The 16,133-nt window shown below is 65.1% G+C and carries 16 protein-coding genes; 4 read left to right on the top strand and 12 right to left on the bottom strand.

Annotated features, from left to right (window positions below):
* Window positions 1–8 precede the first annotated feature (8 nt).
* The gene (locus tag SMD10_RS08985; RefSeq protein ID WP_331685339.1) at window positions 9–389 is read left to right on the top strand and encodes a hypothetical protein; all 381 of its coding nucleotides are present in this window, start codon (window positions 9–11) and stop codon (window positions 387–389) included.
* Entirely contained in the window at window positions 379–981 is a 603-nt protein-coding gene (locus SMD10_RS08980; RefSeq protein WP_331685338.1) for a DedA family protein, read from the top strand. The genes SMD10_RS08985 and SMD10_RS08980 overlap by 11 nt, the downstream gene beginning before the upstream one ends.
* Before the next feature lie 209 nt (window positions 982–1,190).
* Here SMD10_RS08980 and putA read toward each other — a convergent pair whose 3' ends face one another.
* Window positions 1,191–4,277, bottom strand: a complete 3,087-nt coding sequence (gene putA, locus SMD10_RS08975) for a bifunctional proline dehydrogenase/L-glutamate gamma-semialdehyde dehydrogenase PutA (protein ID WP_331685354.1) — start codon at window positions 4,275–4,277, stop codon at window positions 1,191–1,193.
* Window positions 4,278–4,402: 125 nt separating this feature from the next.
* Between putA and SMD10_RS08970 the strand changes: the two genes are divergently transcribed.
* Window positions 4,403–4,864, top strand: coding sequence for an Lrp/AsnC ligand binding domain-containing protein (locus tag SMD10_RS08970; protein WP_331685337.1), 462 nt, complete (start codon window positions 4,403–4,405; stop codon window positions 4,862–4,864).
* 30 nt (window positions 4,865–4,894) lie between these two features.
* Here SMD10_RS08970 and SMD10_RS08965 read toward each other — a convergent pair whose 3' ends face one another.
* From SMD10_RS08965 to apbC, 7 genes are all read right to left on the bottom strand, one after another.
* Window positions 4,895–5,905 (bottom strand): dipeptide ABC transporter ATP-binding protein, encoded by a 1,011-nt coding sequence (locus SMD10_RS08965; protein WP_331685336.1) that lies wholly within the window; start codon window positions 5,903–5,905, stop codon window positions 4,895–4,897.
* Window positions 5,902–6,927, bottom strand: a complete 1,026-nt coding sequence (locus SMD10_RS08960; protein ID WP_331685335.1) for an ABC transporter ATP-binding protein — start codon at window positions 6,925–6,927, stop codon at window positions 5,902–5,904. The genes SMD10_RS08965 and SMD10_RS08960 overlap by 4 nt, the downstream gene beginning before the upstream one ends.
* A gap of 103 nt (window positions 6,928–7,030) precedes the next feature.
* On the bottom strand, window positions 7,031–7,585 hold the full coding sequence (locus SMD10_RS08955) for a hypothetical protein (protein ID WP_331685334.1): 555 nt from the start codon (window positions 7,583–7,585) through the stop codon (window positions 7,031–7,033).
* Between the two features lie 6 nt (window positions 7,586–7,591).
* Window positions 7,592–8,446, bottom strand: coding sequence for an ABC transporter permease subunit (locus tag SMD10_RS08950; RefSeq protein ID WP_331685353.1), 855 nt, complete (start codon window positions 8,444–8,446; stop codon window positions 7,592–7,594).
* Window positions 8,447–8,546: 100 nt separating this feature from the next.
* Window positions 8,547–9,554: an ABC transporter permease subunit gene (locus tag SMD10_RS08945; protein WP_331685333.1), complete on the bottom strand. Its 1,008-nt coding sequence runs from the start codon at window positions 9,552–9,554 to the stop codon at window positions 8,547–8,549.
* A 267-nt stretch (window positions 9,555–9,821) separates the two neighbouring features.
* Window positions 9,822–11,417, bottom strand: a complete 1,596-nt coding sequence (locus tag SMD10_RS08940; protein ID WP_331685332.1) for an ABC transporter substrate-binding protein — start codon at window positions 11,415–11,417, stop codon at window positions 9,822–9,824.
* Between the two features lie 101 nt (window positions 11,418–11,518).
* Window positions 11,519–12,646, bottom strand: coding sequence for an iron-sulfur cluster carrier protein ApbC (gene apbC, locus SMD10_RS08935; protein WP_331685331.1), 1,128 nt, complete (start codon window positions 12,644–12,646; stop codon window positions 11,519–11,521).
* A 208-nt stretch (window positions 12,647–12,854) separates the two neighbouring features.
* On the opposite strand from apbC, the gene SMD10_RS08930 reads away from it, so the two are divergent.
* A complete protein-coding gene (locus SMD10_RS08930; protein ID WP_331685330.1) occupies window positions 12,855–13,625 on the top strand; it encodes a HugZ family pyridoxamine 5'-phosphate oxidase in 771 nt (256 codons plus the stop codon).
* A 60-nt stretch (window positions 13,626–13,685) separates the two neighbouring features.
* Here the strand turns inward: SMD10_RS08930 and SMD10_RS08925 are convergent, their stop codons facing one another.
* The 4 genes from SMD10_RS08925 to SMD10_RS08910 all read right to left on the bottom strand — a co-directional run bounded on the left by SMD10_RS08925 (window position 13,686) and on the right by SMD10_RS08910 (window position 15,980).
* Entirely contained in the window at window positions 13,686–13,979 is a 294-nt protein-coding gene (locus SMD10_RS08925) for a hypothetical protein (protein ID WP_331685329.1), read from the bottom strand.
* Window positions 13,980–14,095: 116 nt separating this feature from the next.
* Window positions 14,096–14,368 carry a YMGG-like glycine zipper-containing protein gene (locus SMD10_RS08920; protein WP_331685352.1) on the bottom strand — a complete coding sequence of 91 codons (273 nt, stop codon included), beginning with the start codon at window positions 14,366–14,368 and terminating at the stop codon, window positions 14,096–14,098.
* 127 nt (window positions 14,369–14,495) lie between these two features.
* Window positions 14,496–14,786 (bottom strand): hypothetical protein, encoded by a 291-nt coding sequence (locus SMD10_RS08915; protein ID WP_331685328.1) that lies wholly within the window; start codon window positions 14,784–14,786, stop codon window positions 14,496–14,498.
* Between the two features lie 210 nt (window positions 14,787–14,996).
* Window positions 14,997–15,980, bottom strand: a complete 984-nt coding sequence (locus tag SMD10_RS08910) for an HWE histidine kinase domain-containing protein (protein ID WP_331685327.1) — start codon at window positions 15,978–15,980, stop codon at window positions 14,997–14,999.
* Window positions 15,981–16,133 lie beyond the last annotated feature (153 nt).

Genomic DNA, 16,133 nt, shown 5'->3' with positions numbered 1-16,133 from the left:
GAGCGACGATGAGGACACTTTCCCGGCTATGGCACGAGCATCGACTGGCCTCGGTGGTGTTTCTCGCGGCGTTGGGCGTGGCCGTCTTCTTTGCCGTGCGGATCGTGGTGCTGTCGCTGTATTGGCACGCCTACTGGAGCGATCCGCGTCACATCGACCAGCCGTTGGAACCCTGGATGACCGTCGGCTACGTGGCGCATTCCTACGACGTTCCGCCGGACCGTCTGGCCGATGTCGTCGGGCTTCAGCACGGAGAGCGGCGCCGCCAGGGACGGCCGTTGACGCTTCGCGACATCGCTGACGACCGGGGGATCACCTTCGACGCCTTGAATGCCGAATTCGCCGCCGCTCTCGAACGACTGCGCGAGGCTCGACCGCATGAGCGATGAGCTGCTCGCCCTGGCCGTCTCGCACGGGGCGCCGCTGGTGATGGCCGTCGTTGCGGCGAGCTGCCTTGGCCTGCCGGTTCCTTCGTCTCTGCTGATGCTGGTGTCCGGCTCGCTGATCGGAGCCGGAGAGTTCGACCTGGGCACCATCGCGCTCGGCTGTCTCGCCGCGGCGGTTCTGGGCGACCAGATCGGGTTCTTCCTGGGACGGACCGTCGGCGGCTATCTGATCGCCTACCTCGTCAGGCACGAAAGCCTGCAAGAGCCGATCGAAAGGGCAAAGACGCTGGTCGGGAGCCGCGGCGGCCCCGGCGTGTTCTTCAGTCGCTGGCTGGCGAGCCCGCTTGGCCCATACGTCAATCTCATCGCCGGCAGCATGAGCATGCGATGGCTGCGGTTTACCGCGTTCGGGGTGGCGGGAGAGCTGGTCTGGGTCGCCCTCTATGTCGGCCTGGGGCTGGTCTTCGGCAACTACGTGAGCGAAATCGCCGAACTCGCGAGCAATGCCAGCGCCTTCATTGCGGCGGGCATCGTCGCGGCCGGACTTGGCCTCTATCTTTGGCGGTCAGCGCGCGGTCCCGAACACGGACATTGAATCGGCCCGGGCGATCGGATCACCCGGGCCGTCTTGCGTCCGCACGGTCATCGACGTGGGAGGGTCGTCGACTCCGGCCTATCGCGTCAGTCGTTGCATGAACCGCGGGTTGGGAGGAGGAAGCCCGACGGCTTACTGCTTGAACGACAACGTCTTTTTCTCACAAGAGTCTGGTGCGGACCTTACGCCGGTCCGCGGAGCCTCCCGGCTCATCCCTCTCCCATGGCGACAAGGCTGGCATTGCCGCCGGCCGCCGCCGTGTTCGTCGAGATCACCTGCTCGCGCGCGAACCGCGCGACGTAATTCGGCCCGCCGGCCTTCGGGCCGGTGCCGGACAGGCCCGAGCCGCCGAAGGGTTGCGAGCCGACGATGGCGCCGATGATGTTGCGGTTGACGTAGACGTTGCCGACGGTCACGCGCTCGCTGATCTTGCGGATCGTCTCGTCGATGCGGCTATGGATGCCGAGCGTCAGGCCATACCCCGTCGCCTCGATCGCCGCGCAGACCTTGTCGAGTTCGCCCGCCTTCCAGCGCACGACATGGAGAACCGGTCCGAACACCTCTCGGTCGAGCGCGCCCGGCCGGTCGAGTTCCACGATCTGCGGCGCAAACCAGTGGCCGGAGGCCGGAAGAACGGGCGGCAGAGAGCCGGAGAAGGCAACCGTCTGCTCCCGCCGCATCCGCGCGACGTGGTCCTGCAACATGGAGAGCTGGGTGGCGTCGATCACCGGCCCGATATCGGTCGCCGGATCCAATGGATCGCCCAACGCCAATTCGGCCGCAGCGCCGACGATCATCTCGATCATCCGGTCGGCCACATCGTCCTGGACGAAGAGCAGCCGCAGCGCCGAGCAGCGCTGGCCGGCCGAACGGAAGGCGGACGTCATGACGTCGTCGGCAACCTGCTCCGGCAGCGCGGTCGCATCGACGATCATGGCATTGATGCCGCCGGTTTCCGCAATCAACGGCGCGATCGGCGCATCGCGGGCGGCAAGCGACCGGTTGATGGCGAAGGCCGTTTCGGTGGATCCAGTGAAGGCGACGAGAGCCGTCGCCGGATGAGCGGTAAGCGCTGCTCCGGTCTCCCCGTCGCCCGGCGCCAGATAGAGCGTCTCCTTGCCGAAGCCGGCGCGATGCAGAATGTCGACGGCCGCCGCAGCGATCAGCGGCGTCTGCTCCGCCGGCTTGGCGATCACCACGTTGCCGGCCGCCAGCGCCGCCGCCACTTGGCCCGTAAAGATCGCCAGCGGAAAGTTCCAAGGCGAAATGGCGACGGCCACGCCGCGCGAACGATAGAGAAGCCGGTTTTCTTCTCCCGTCGGCCCCGGCATGGGGTGTGGGGCCGAGAACAGCCGCTCGGCCTCGCCCGCATAGAAGCGGCAGAAATCGACGGCCTCGCGCAATTCGGCAATGGCGTCGTCGATGGTCTTGCCGGCCTCCCGGGCAAGCAGCTTCAGGAGGCGGCCGCGATCGGCTTCCATCAGATCGGCCGCCTTGCGGAGCGCCGCCGCGCGCGCAGCGGCCGGCCAGCGGTCGGCCGCCTGCACCTGCCGTTTCGCCAAATCCACCAGCCGCCGCGCCTCGTCGGCGGACAACACGTGACTGGTTCCCAGGACCGAACCGTCGACGGGCGAGCGAACGTCGATGGGCGTACCGGCGATACCGGACGCGCCGCAGCGCGCGGTCAGCCCGACGATCTCACCCCGATCGCGTTCGGCAAGCAGTCCGGCCAATGCCTTGCGATCGCCGAACTCGACGCCCGTCGAATTCCTGCGATCGGGAAAGATCTCGAGCGGCAGGCTGATGTTGGGGTTGGCGGCCGGCTTGCCCGCCAGGATGTCCTGCGGATGCTTGAGCAGCGCCTCGACCGGCACGTCGTCGTCGCCGACCTGGGAAACGAAGGAGGAGTTCGCCCCATTCTCCAGAAGCCGCCGAACCAGATAGGCCAACAGGTCGCGATAGTTGCCAACGGGCGCATAGACCCGACATGGAACGGCCGTGCCCTCGTCAAGCAGCGTCTCGTAGAGCGATTCGCTCATGCCGTGCAGGCGCTGGAATTCGAAGCCGGTGAGGTCTCCGCCGGCCAGTTCCAGCACGGTGGCGACGGTGAGCGCATTGTGGGTCGCGAACTGGAGGTAGAGCCGGTCGCGCCGGTCGAGCATCGCCTTGGCGACCACCGTATAGCAAAGGTCGGTGGCGGCCTTGCGGGTGAATAGCGGGAAGCCGTCGATCCCGCGCTCCTGCGCGCGCTTGATCTCGGTGTCCCAGTAGGCGCCCTTCACCAGACGCACCATCATGCGGAGGCCGGCCGCCTCGGCCAGCCGGTCGATATGCTCGATCACGGCCGGAGCCCGCTTCTGGTAGGCCTGGACGGCGAGGCCGAAGCCGTCCCAGCCGGAAAAGTCGCTGCCTTTGACCACCGCGTCGATGACGTCGAGCGACAGCTCCAGCCGATCCGCCTCCTCGGCGTCGACCGTCAGGTTCAGTTGGTGGCGGCGGGCCTGCTCGGCGAGGCTGGCGAGGCGCGGCACCAGCTCCTGCATGACGCGGTCGTGCTTGACCGCGAGATAGCGCTGGTGCAGCGCCGAGAGCTTGACCGAGATGCCCGGCCGGCCCGGCAGCGGCGCTTTGCCGGCGCGCTGGCCGATCGCCTCGATGGCATGCGAATACGCCCGGAAGTGGCGCTCGGCATCCTCGGCCGTGCGCGCGCCCTCGCCGAGCATGTCGTAGGAATGGCGATAGCCTTTCTGCTCCAGCCCGCGGGCGCGGCCGAGCGCGTCCTCGATCGTTTCGGCCAGCACGAACTGGCGGCCCAGGAAACGCATGGCCTGGCGCGTCGCCGTGCGCACGGTGGGAGCCCCCAGCCGCTTGACCAGCGAGCGGATGACACCGCCCGGCGACTCTCCGGGACGGATTACGCGCGCGGTGACGCCGAGCGCCCAGGCCGAGGCGGCGACCAACAGCGGGTCGTCACGGCCGCGTTCGCGGGCCTCCCAGCCGCCGGCGCCGATCTTGTCCTCGATCAGGCGATCCTGGGTCGCCGGGTCGGGCACCCGCAAAAGCGCCTCGGCCAAGATCATCAGGGCGAGGCCTTCGCGCGTCGAGAGGCCGAACTCGCGCATAAAATCCTCGACCGCGCCGATCCCCTTCGCCTTCTTGCGGATGCCTTTGATCAGGGCGCCCGCGCGCGCCTCCACCGCCGCGCGGTCATAGGGAAGGCGTGCCGCCTGCCGCAGGAGGTTGGAGACGGCCTTCTCATCGCTCGGCGCATAGGGCGCGGCGAATGGGGGCGGCATTTCGGTCATGGGCAAACTCCTTGCTGGATCGCATGAAGGATAGCCACAGAGCCGGGTGAATTTCTCACCAAACTACGTCATAATCTTAGCGACTTACACGCCGGAACAAGGCTTTCTCCGCCGCAATGACAGAGCCTGATGAAAAAGACCGCAGAATCCTCCGGGAACTGCAAGGCAACGGCAGGCTGACCAATCTCGAGCTGTCCGAGCGCGTGCATCTGTCGCCGACGGCGACGGCCGAGCGCGTGAAACGCCTGACGCGCGACGGCTATATCCTGGGCTATGCCGCCCGGCTGTCGCCGGACAAGCTCGGCCGGGGGCTCATCGTGTTCGTCGAGGTGAAGCTGGAGCGCACCTCGAACGACGTTTTCGCCGACTTCGCGATGGCCGCCAAGGCCAATCCCGACATCATGGAATGCCATATGGTTGCGGGCGGCTTCGACTATCTGGTCAAGGCGCGGATCAAGGACATGGAGGCCTATCGTTCCTTCCTGTCGGACGCGATCCTGTCGATGCCCGGCGTGCGCGAGACCCACACCTATGCGGTGATGGAGGAAATCAAGAACACCGCTGCTATCGCGTTGTAGCGAACAAGGGCGCAACCGGCGCCCGCCGGGTCAGGCCGCGGCGTGGCGCTCGACGATCGCGGCATCCGGTGGCGGCAACCGGCCCTCTTCCACGGCGTGGCAAGCGACCGATGTCGCGGCGTGCTGGATCAGTTCGGGTCGCTCGGACCGGCAGCGATCGTTGGCGAGGGGGCAGCGCGGATTGAAGGAGCATCCCGGCGGCGGGTTGATCGGCGACGGCAGCTCGCCCGACAGGCGCTCGCGCTGGCCGCGACGGCCGGGTCGCGCGGCCGGCGTCGCCGCAAGCAGCGCCCGTGTATAGGGATGAAGCGCTTCAGCGTAGAGCGACTCGACCGGGGCGATTTCCACCGGGCGGCCGAGATACATCACCATGACCCGCGTCGCGACGTGCCGCACCACGGACAGGTCGTGGCTGATGAAGATGTAGGTCAACCCCAGCTCCGATTGCAGATCCGCGAGCAGGTTGAGAATCTGTGCCTGGATCGACACGTCGAGAGCCGAGACCGGCTCGTCGAGCACCAGGATCTTCGGCTGCAGCATGATCGCCCGAGCGATCGCGATGCGCTGGCGCTGGCCGCCTGAGAACATGTGCGGGTAGCGGTGATAGTGCTCGGGCCGCAGACCGACCTCGGCCAGGGTCTTCTCCGCCCGCGCCCGCCGCTCGGCTGCAGGCATGTCTGTGTTGATCTTCAAGGGCTCTTCGAGGATCGAGCCTACCTTCTGACGCGGATTGAGCGCGCCATAAGGGTTCTGGAAGACGATCTGAACGGTGGAGCGCAGCTTCTTCACGTCGGCGCCGCCCCGGTCGAGGCGGATGCCGTCGATCGTCAGCTCGCCCTCGGTCGGGATCTCGATCATGGTCAGCATGCGCGCCAAGGTGGACTTGCCGCAGCCGGACTCGCCTACGATCGCCAGGGTCTCGCCCTCTTCGACGACGAAGCTCGCCTCCTTGACGGCCTTCAGCGCCAGCGGCTTCTCGAACATGCCGCGTTTGAGCTCGTAGATCTGGCTCAGATTGTCGGCGGTGACGATCGCGCTCATCGGGCGTCTCCTGCTACGGCCATCGCCTCGTTGCCCGACGGCCTCGCCTCGGGCCGCCGCGGATCGGCGCCCACGGGATAGTGACAGAGCGCCTCGCCCAGTTCGGGGGGCTGGCGCGGCGGCACGATGGTCCGGCAGCGGTCGTCGGCCTTCGGACAGCGCGGGTTGAACAGACAGCCGTCGGGCCTATCGCCCTGCCCCGGCACGACGCCGGGAATGGTCGGCAGGCGCCCGCCCCGCGCCCGCTCCGGCATCGCAGCCAGCAGCGCCGAGGTGTAGGGGTGACGCGGCGTCTCGAACAGGCCGGCGACGCTCTGGCGCTCTACCTGCTGGCCGGCATACTGCACGACCACGCGCTCCGCCGTCTCGGCGATGACGCCCATGTCGTGGGTGATCAGCACCATGGCCATGCCGCGCTCGCGCTGGAGGTCGAGCAGAAGATCGAGGATCTGGGCCTGGATGGTGACGTCGAGCGCGGTGGTCGGCTCGTCGGCGATCAGCAGCTTCGGCTCGCAGGCGATCGCCATGGCGATCATCACGCGCTGGCTCATGCCGCCCGAGAGCTGATGCGGGAAGGCGTTCATGCGCCGCTCCGGCTCGGGAATGCCGACTTGGCGCAGGAGCTCGATGGTGCGGTCCCGCCGCTCCTTGCCGCGCAGCCCGAGATGGGTGCTCAGCGCCTCGCCGATCTGGAAGCCCGCCGTGAAACACGGATTGAGGCTGGCGATCGGCTCCTGAAAGATCATCGCGATCTCGCGGCCGATGATCCTGCGGCGCTCGCGCTCGCCCATGGCCAGCATGTCGCGGCCTTCGAAGGAGATCTGGTCCGCCGTTACCGTCGCGGTGTTCGGCAGCAGGCCCATAAGTCCCAGCATGGCGACCGACTTGCCGGACCCGGACTCGCCGACGATGCCGAGTACCTCCCCGGGATCGATGGTCATGTCGACGCCGTCCACGGCACGGAACGGCCCCGATGCGGTCTCGAAGGTGACGGAGAGATTGCGGATGGTCAGAAGGGACATGCTCTTCAAAGCCGATTTCTGATATCATACATCAAGGACGAGGAGTTCTGCATCATGACCAACGAATCCACCAAGCCTAAGCCTCCTAAACCCATCGCCGGCCCTACCGGTCCGCGTCCGATCTATTGAGGGCAATTTCCAGTTCCCTCTTCAGGGCATTGATCGCTTCGTGACCCAGTCGTCCGGCGTGCTCCTTAAGATGAAGGTAGTCCTTGATCATCTGGATCTTCTGCTCGTTACGCATGCTACGAAAGTCGCCTCCCCGGAGGTCCTCGGCGAAGTTCGCGATAACCTCCTGCTGGCGGTAGAAGAGAACCACAGGATCGATCACCCGCCGAGGCAGAACCGAGATCTCCGCCGAGATTGCCTCGAACAGCGATGGATGCGGTTCCCTAGGTATGAACGGTGAATAACCGTTGTTGGCCTGCATGCGCGACTCGACTTCCCCTATCAGATCGGCAGCGTCGTATTGGTCCAAATGATGGACGATGGACCGCACTTCCGCCAGGAGCGCCGTCTGAATATCGTCAATGCGTTCTTGGCGCCGTTGCCGGTCCAGGCCGCGTGCCGTCCGCCAGCTGACATACCAGCCTAGCGCCGCGATCAACGACGAGATCAGCGTCGCCGTTACGACCGGGCCAAGCCAGGTCCCCATCATCGGCCATCAGCTCCGCTTCATCTTCGGATCGAGCGCGTCGCGCAGGCCATCGCCGACGAGGTTGATGGCAAGTACGGTGACCAGGATGGCAACGCCGGGGAAGGTCACGACCCACCAGGCGCGCAGGATGAACTCGCGGGCCTCGGCCAGCATGGTGCCCCATTCCGGCGTCGGCGGCTGTGCGCCCATGCCGAGGAAGCCGAGCGCTGCGGCGTCGAGGATGGCGTTGGAGAAGGACAGCGTCGCCTGCACGATCAGCGGCCCCAGGCAGTTCGGCAGGATGGTGACGACCATCAGCCGAAGTGGGCTGGCGCCCACCACGCGGGCGGCCGTGACGTAGTCGCGCTGCTTTTCCGACATCACCGAGGCGCGGGTCAGGCGGACGAAATGCGGCTGCAGCACCAGGGCGATGGCGATCATCGCGTTGGTCAGGCCGGGGCCGAGGATCGCCACCAGCACCAGTGCCAGGAGCAACGACGGAAACGCCAGGATGACGTCCATGACGCGCATGATGACGGTGTCGACCCAGCCGCCGACATAGCCCGCGATCAGGCCGACGGCGATGCCCACGGTGACTGCGATGACGACGACGATGATGCCGATGAACAGCGAGTAGCGGGCTCCGAAGATGAGCCGCGAAAGAATGTCGCGGCCGACGGCGTCCGTTCCGAGAAGATAGGACAGATGACCGCCCTCTTCCCAAAACGGCGGCAGCAGCAGCGCGTCGCGGTTCTGCAGGACCGGCGAATGCGGCGCGATCAGTGGCGCAGCCAGCGCGATCAGCACGATCAGGCCGAACAGGACCAAGCCCAGAACGGCGCCCTTGTTCTCCGAGAAGTAGAACCAGAATTCGGCGAGCATCTGCCGCCGCACGCTCTTGGCCGGCGCGCGGTCGGGGATCGACTCGCCGATCCCCTCTTCCGCTTCCTGGGCCTGGATATGGCTCATCGCACCGACCTCTCTAGCGGACTCGGACGCGCGGATTGATCACGCCGTACAGCAGATCCACCACGAGGTTGACGAACATGATCACCATGGCGATCAGGAGAAGGCCGCCCTGCACCACCGGATAGTCGCGCTTGAACACGCTATCGACCATCCATTTGCCGATGCCGGGCCAGGAAAAGATGGTTTCGGTCAGGATGGCGCCGGCCATCAGCACGCCCACCTGCAGGCCGATCGTGGTGATCACCGGGATCAGCGCGTTGCGCAGCGCATGGATGCCGACCACTCGCGTGCGGGGCAGCCCCTTGGCCTTGGCGGTGCGCACATAATCCTCGCTCAGCACCTCCAGCATGGCCGATCGGGTCTGGCGCGCAATCACCGCGAGCGGAATGGTCGCCAGCACGATCGACGGCAGAATGAGGTGCGAGACGGCAGAGGTGAACGCTCCATCCTGGCCGGACAGAAGCGAGTCGATCAGCATGAAGCCGGTCACCTGCGGGAAGAAGTAGAGCAGCGAGATCCGCCCCGAGACCGGCGTCCAGCCGAGCACGCCCGAGAACAGAATGATGAGAAGCAGGCCCCACCAGAAGATCGGCATCGAATAGCCGACCAGGGCCGCCCCCATCACGCTTTGGTCGAACCATGAACCGCGCTTGACGGCGGCGAAGATCCCGGCCGGCACGCCCAGAACGGTGGCGACGATGATCGCGCAGAAGGAGAGTTCCAGGGTTGCGGGAAACAGCGTGAAGAACTCTCCCAGCACGCCGCGCTTGGTCACGATGGACGTGCCGAAATTGCCGTGCAGAAGGCCCCAGAGATAGTTCAGATATTGCATGACGATCGGCTGGTCGTAGCCGAGCGCGTGCATGATCGCCGCATGTCGCTCGGGCGACACCACGCGCTCGCCCGCCAGCATCTGGACGGGGTCGCCCGGCAGCAGCCGGATGAAAGCGAAGGCGACGATCGAGACGCCGATGAACGTCGGAATCAATACCGCTATGCGGGAGAGCAGGAACCTGGGCATCTGATCTCGTTTATTTTTATCGCTTGACGAGACGTCAAGCAGGAACACCTGTCGGTCTGTGCCGCAATTCTGGACTCTTTCGCAAGAGACGAGATGGCCCTTGTGGAAAAAACGGCAGAAGGCGCGTCGTCACGAGCTCGAAACCCTCGGAGACTTCGGCGAAGATTTCAATCACCGGCGCGATCCCACGCCCGATAATGCGAAAGAGGGGCGGACCGCTAGGTCCACCCCTCCCCAAGCCTTTTCGATGCAGCGTCGCTGCAACGGTCATTCCTCGATGTCGACGCCGTCGAAGCGGTGGTAGCCCAGCGGATCCTGGACGAAATTCTTCACCGTCGTGCGCATCGGCATGAACACCACCGAGTGGTCGATCGTGTTCCAGGGCGCCTCTTCCTTGAAGATCACCTGGGCCTGCTCATAGAGCTTGGCGCGCTCGGCCTGGCCGGATACCTCCTTGGCCTGCGAGACCAGCTTGTCGAACTCCTCGTTGCACCACTGGGCGCGGTTGTTACCGCCGACCGCGTCGCAGCCGAGCAGCGTGTCGAGGAAGTTGTCCGGGTCACCGTTGTCGCCGGTCCAGCCGAGCATCACGGCACCGTCGCGGTCCTTGTCCTTCGAACGCTCGAGATATTCGGCCCATTCGTAGGAGACGATCTCGGCGGTCACGCCGACCTTTTCCAGGTCGGCCTGCATCAGCTCGGCGGCGCGGCGTGCGTTGAGCATGTAGGGACGGCTCACCGGCATGGCCCACAGCTTCATCGAGAGATCCGTGACGCCGGCGTCCTCGAGCATCTTCTTGGCCGCGTCGGGATCGTAGGCATCGTCCTCGACGGCGTCGTTATAGGACCACATCGTCGGCGGGATCGGGTTCTTGGCGACGCTCGCCGCGCCCTGGAAGACCGCATCGACGATCGCCTGCTTGTTGATCGCCATGTTGAGGGCCTTGCGAACCTCGGGCTTGTCGAAGGGCGCCTGGGTCGTGTTGTAGGCGAGATAGGCGACGTTGAGCCCGTTCTGCTCCATCACGGTCAGATCGGAATTGCTCTTCATCGCCTCGACGTCGGCGGCATTCGGATAGGGGAAGATCTGGCACTCGTTGGCCTGCAGCTTCTGCAGCCGCACCGAGGCGTCGGTGGTGATGGCGAAGACGAGATCGTCGATCGGCTGCTTGCCGGCCCAGTAGTCGGGGTTGGCCTTGTAGCGGATGACCGCGTCCGGCTGGTAGGCGACGAACTGGAACGGCCCGGTTCCCAGCGGCTGCTGGTTCAAGAGGTCCATCTGGCCGTCGGCCTCGAGCTTGTCGGCGTATTCCTTCGACATGATCGAGGCGAAGTCCATGGCGAGGTCGGCCAGGAACGGCGCTTCCGGACGGTTCAGCACGAACTTGACAGTCAGATCGTCGACCTTCTCGATCGACTTGATCAGGTCCGGAAAGCCCATGCCGTCGGAATACTCCCACGAGCCGCCGGCGACGTAGCTGTTCCAAGGGTTGTCGCTGCTCAGCTGCCGCTCGAAGGAGAAGATCACGTCGTCGGCGGTAAGATCGCGCGTCGGCGTGAAGAAGTCGGTGGTCTGGAACTTGGCGCCAGAGCGCAGCTTAAAGGTGTATTCGGTGCCGTCTTCCGAGACCTCCCACGACTCGGCCAAGCCCGGCTCGATTTCGGTCGATCCGTGCTTGAACTCGACAAGGCGGTTGTAGGCGGTGCGCGAAGCTGCGTCGAACGTCGTGCCGGCGGTATAAAGCGCCGGATCGAAGCCCTCGGGCGAGCCCTCGGAGCAATAGACCAGCGTCTTGGCCGAAGCGGTCGATCCGAGCGCCACGGTCAGCGCCGTCGCCGCCAGGAACTTCATCATTGTTTTCATATTGGAACATCTCCCCTGAGCGTTCGTGAGGGCACTCCTGCCCTCAGGAAGCGGCATCCCACATAATTTGCCGCCCCCATGCAAGCGCAAAGTGTGCCGAATTATTCGAAGACGATCCGCGGCTCACTGACGCGGTTAACGTCGCGTCGACCGATCTCCTCCGCCACCTTGCCCGCGATCTGACGGTAGATGGCCGCGTGGGGGCCGTCCGGCTCCACCGCCACAACCGGGCGTCCGGCATCGGAGTTTTCGCGGATCGTCATGTGCAGCGGCACCTCGCCGAGGAAGGGGACGCCGAGCCGCCTCGCCTCCGCCTCCGCGCCGCCATGGCCGAAAATATCGGACCGAGTGCCGCAGGAGGGGCAGAGGAAGTAGCTCATGTTCTCGATCACCCCCAGCACCGGCACGTCGACCTTGCGGAACATCGAGATGCCCTTGCGCGCGTCGAGAAGCGCCAGATCCTGCGGGGTGGACACGATGACGGCGCCGGTGAGCGGCACCTGCTGGGCCATGGTCAGCTGCGCATCGCCGGTGCCCGGCGGCATATCGACGACCAGCATGTCGAGATTGCCCCAGGCGACTTCGCGCAGCATCTGAGTAAGCGCCGACATGACCATCGGACCGCGCCAGATCATCGCCGTATCCTCGTCGACGAGCAGGCCGATCGACATGGCCTTGAGGCCGTAGGCCTCGCGGGGAGCCAACATCTCGCCGTCCGCTTCGGGCCGGCCTTGCAGGCCGAGAAGCCGGGGGATCGACGGGCCGTAGACGTCGGCATCGAGGATGCCGACCTTCATGCCGAGCTTGGCAAAGCCGAGGGCGAGATTGACCGCGGTGGTCGATTTGCCGACACCGCCCTTGCCGGACGCCACGGCGACGATGGACTGCACGCCGGGGATGCCCGGCTTGGCGCGCGGCGGCCGCGCCCGACCCGCGGGCGGCTGCTGGGACTGGACCGGAGGCGGCGGGTCGCCGGCGGCCCGTTCGGCGGTCAGCGCGACGATGGCCGACGTGATGCCGTCCAGCTCGGCAATACGCCGCTCCGCCTGCCGGCAGAACGGTTCGAACAGATCGGCCGCAGCCGCGGGGACGGTGAGAGAGAAGAAGGCCTTGCCGTCGGCGACGAAGATCTCGGACACCATGCCCCGCGACACGACATCACCGGCGCCATCAGGCGCCTCCATGGTCTGCAAGGTTTTCAGGATCTGATCGTGTGAGCTCTCAGGCACGGCAACTCTCCTGCTTCATCCGGCCGCCAGGCGACCGGCTTTCTCATCGTCCGCAATATGGCCTTTCGGTCTTCGCATCCAGATGCCGATAGACGATAGAGACGATAGGGTCTTTGACGACGCTATCATCCATTATGCCAGTTCCAGGGTTTTTGCAGGCGCATGCTTTGGCGTAGGGTCGGGACGACCGACCACGAGGAGACGCCCCATGACAGATGAACCCAAGGATGTGCTGCTCGCCATCGACGAGGACGCCCGCTTGCTGGCGCGCGTTCTGCTGCGCACCGCGCGCCACGCCGCCCTCGCCACCATCGAGGCGGAAACCGGCTACCCGCTGGCAAGCCGGACCGCGGTGGCGAGCGACGAGACCGGCGCGCCCCTCATTCTCGTCTCCAAGCTCGCGCCTCACAGCGGGGCGCTCGCGGCCGATCCCCGCTGCTCGTTCCTGTTCGGCGAGCCCGGCAAGGGCGATCCGCTCGCCCATCCGCGTCTGATGGTCACGGGGCACGCGCAGTTCATCGAGCGCGGCACGGACGTTCGCGAGAGGCTGCGCCGGCGGTTCCTGGCGCGCCATCCCAAATCGGCGACCTATATCGATTTCGGCGACTTCGATCTGGTTCGGATCGAGGTCGAACGCGCTCGCCTCAACGGAGGCTTTGCCCGCGCCTTCGCGCTGACGCCGGCGGATCTTTGCGAACCGGTCACGCCGGAGCTTCTCGCCGCCGAGCCGCGCGTCATCGACCATATGAACAGCGACCATCGCGACGCCATCGATACGCTCGCGGGGCATTTCCTGCGTTCGGGGGATCGTGGCTGGAGGTTGGCCACACTCGATCCGCGCGGCTTCGAAATGATGCTCGGCGACCGTCTGGAGCGCATCGAGTTCGACCGACCGGCCCGCGAGTCGTCTGACTATCGAGCATTCATCGTCGACTTGGTGGGACGGGCGGAACAGGCGTCCAGCGCCGACCGGCCCTAGCGCGGCCACGCGAGGCTGAAGAAGCGACCGCGCTTCAGCCTGGGAAAGGATTGGCGACAGTTAAGGGCCTTCATACCCGTCCGGGCAGGCTGCTCGAAACCGACCGCCGGCGGCATCGCGGTAGATGCAGAGGCCAGGATCGTCGGCGGCCTCGCCGATCAGACGATCGCCTGGAGCGACGCCTTTTTCCGGGATTTCTCCCTCCCGATAGCCGACGGCTTTGGCGCCTTGGAGCCCGAACACCGCACCGAACACCGTCGGCAATTCGCCGTTCTGGCACGCCGACAAGGGCAGCGAGGCTATCGATACCGCAGCGGCGACATGCAGCGACCGGGACCGGATGAAACTCGCCACCTGTCGGCGGCCATATCGAAACGCGCTTCTCATACGTGGTTATCTATCGCCTGTTCAAACAAAAACACCGCCGGCGCATGGCCGACGGTGCGAATCTGTCTGCTATGCTCCCTGATTCAGGGGCATTCGGCAACGTAGCGCTGACCCGTCCGCGGATCGCGATAGATGCAATCACCGCTCTGAGAGCGGCCGATCATGTTTCCTGCGATCGCGCCGCCTGCTGCGCCAATCGCGCCACCGATCAAAGCGCCTTCAGTCGGATTGCCGGATACGCCAGCACCGATCGCCGCGCCAGCCGCTCCGCCCACCAGGGCTCCCGTTCCGGTCGCACGATCCTCAGCGGTGCAGCCTGCGAAACCAAGGGTCAGGGCAGCGCACCCGACGATCATCAATCTCTTCATCCGAGAAGCCTCTCTCTACTGATATTTCGTCCCCGATGCGGTGAACGCATAAGCAGATGGAGCGTTCCATCCATTCGACCAGCGGTGTTTTGCCATTAAAACCGCCGGCGTCGACTCACCGCGAAGCGACAATCTGAGGCTCGCTCTCGACACTGACCATCAGGTGACCGTCGCGACTGATCTCCCATTCCACCGTTGCCGACTGCTGGAAAACTTCGGGATCGACCGCCTTGCAGGCGCCGTAGATGTGGTCGGCATCCGAGCCGCTCATGCGGATCTGGACGGGCAGATCAGCCTGGCACGTTTCGACGGATTCGTACGCGACGACCGGAACCGGAATTTCCGTGCAAACGGCGCCATTGCCGGAGCAACCGACAAGCAGCATGAATGCAGCAAACTGTTCCATTGGAAACCTCTCTTGTTACTGCAAGAAAGATTCTGGAGCAGGAATCGTTCCATCCGATTGCCAACGTTGCTTCTTTTCTGGGTGGCAACCGCCAAGCAAGAGACCGCAAAGAACCCGGTCGACATTGGCCGGCACAGCGAACCAGGACGGTATCGATACTTGAAGCTGGCTCGGCCGTATTTGGCTTATCGGTACGGTCGACCGTCTCGCTCAGTTTCGCTGCGAAGGCGGCACGTCGATCAGTTCGAACTGGGTCTCGGGAATGAGCAGCTTATACCGAATGCCTTCCGGCAGATATTCGAGCCGCGCCTCACCTCCCACGGCGTTGGGCACGATCCGCTCCAACGTGGAGGTGCCGAACCGGGCATCCCGGTCGCCCTTCACCCGTGGACCGTTCATCTCGACCCAGGTCAGATCGAGCACCCGATCGTCTCCCGTCTCGGTGAACTCGGCGCGGATGCGCACGCGGCCGCCGGGAACCGATAGCGAACCATAGGATGCCGCGTTGACCGCCAATTCGTGCAGGGCGAGCCCGACATGCAGGGAGGCCGTCGGCGACAGATAGACAGCCGGGCCTTCGAATTCGATCTGTTGCATGCCGTCCGGAGCGTAGCGCTCCACCTGCATGGTGACGAGACTGACCAGATCGGCACCCCGCCAATCGGCATCGGTGACGATGTCCTGCGAAGACGACAAAGACTGGATGCGGCCGCGAAACCGCACCAGGAATTCCGGAACGGTGACCGCATGACGCGCGGTCTGGCTCGCCAGGCTCTGGATGATGGCCAGAAGGTTCTTGGAGCGATGCGAGAGTTCGCGAAGCAGTGTCTTCAGCGTCTCCTCGCGGCGCTTCTGCTCGGTGATCTCCATCGACGTGCCGATGAGCCCGAGAACTTCGCCGGAATCGTTACGATCCACATCGACGCGAATGTCGAACCATCGCAATGAGGATCCCACCGTGATCGCCAGTTCGAAGCGCGCCGGGCGCTGGCCGCGAAGCACTTCTTCCTTCACCAGAATCGCCTTCTCGGCGGCCGACGAACTCAGCAAATCGGTGTCGGATTTCCCGACGACGTCGCCCGGAAGCCACGAGTCGCCCGGATTGAACACCCAGCTGTAATGCAGGTCGAGATCCTGGGCAAACACCGCCAAGTCAGTGTTGGCGAGCGCCTTCAGGGTCTTCCGCGCAACCATACAAACGCTCGCAATCGAGGATACATCAGGCGTACACTTCTGCGTTATCGCGGTCAAAGATCCGGTGCGGTATCCGCTCCGTACCTATCCGATTTTGCAAGATGACCCCGGCCCATACAGACCGGGTGCTCTCCCCCTCAGAGAACCTGAGAA

Source organism: Consotaella aegiceratis, from assembly GCF_036541425.1.
In the GTDB taxonomy this organism is placed as follows: Bacteria; Pseudomonadota; Alphaproteobacteria; order Rhizobiales; family Rhizobiaceae; genus Consotaella; species Consotaella aegiceratis.
The sequence above is the reverse complement of the archived record's forward strand: the minus strand, read 5'-3'. Positions and strand labels throughout refer to the sequence as shown.

Coding starts and splice junctions, on each gene's coding strand:
- SMD10_RS08985 (WP_331685339.1), top strand. CDS start 9: ATGAGGACACTTTCCCGGCTATGGCACGAGCATCGACTGGCCTCGGTG.
- SMD10_RS08960 (WP_331685335.1), bottom strand. CDS start 6,927: ATGTCCCTTCTGACCATCCGCAATCTCTCCGTCACCTTCGAGACCGCA.
- SMD10_RS08915 (WP_331685328.1), bottom strand. CDS start 14,786: ATGGAACAGTTTGCTGCATTCATGCTGCTTGTCGGTTGCTCCGGCAAT.
- SMD10_RS08950 (WP_331685353.1), bottom strand. CDS start 8,446: ATGCTCGCCGAATTCTGGTTCTACTTCTCGGAGAACAAGGGCGCCGTT.
- SMD10_RS08955 (WP_331685334.1), bottom strand. CDS start 7,585: ATGATGGGGACCTGGCTTGGCCCGGTCGTAACGGCGACGCTGATCTCG.
- SMD10_RS08940 (WP_331685332.1), bottom strand. CDS start 11,417: ATGAAAACAATGATGAAGTTCCTGGCGGCGACGGCGCTGACCGTGGCG.
- SMD10_RS08970 (WP_331685337.1), top strand. CDS start 4,403: ATGACAGAGCCTGATGAAAAAGACCGCAGAATCCTCCGGGAACTGCAA.
- SMD10_RS08980 (WP_331685338.1), top strand. CDS start 379: ATGAGCGATGAGCTGCTCGCCCTGGCCGTCTCGCACGGGGCGCCGCTG.
- SMD10_RS08920 (WP_331685352.1), bottom strand. CDS start 14,368: ATGATCGTCGGGTGCGCTGCCCTGACCCTTGGTTTCGCAGGCTGCACC.
- SMD10_RS08930 (WP_331685330.1), top strand. CDS start 12,855: ATGACAGATGAACCCAAGGATGTGCTGCTCGCCATCGACGAGGACGCC.
- SMD10_RS08910 (WP_331685327.1), bottom strand. CDS start 15,980: ATGGTTGCGCGGAAGACCCTGAAGGCGCTCGCCAACACTGACTTGGCG.
- SMD10_RS08945 (WP_331685333.1), bottom strand. CDS start 9,554: ATGCCCAGGTTCCTGCTCTCCCGCATAGCGGTATTGATTCCGACGTTC.
- SMD10_RS08965 (WP_331685336.1), bottom strand. CDS start 5,905: ATGAGCGCGATCGTCACCGCCGACAATCTGAGCCAGATCTACGAGCTC.
- putA (WP_331685354.1), bottom strand. CDS start 4,277: ATGCCGCCCCCATTCGCCGCGCCCTATGCGCCGAGCGATGAGAAGGCC.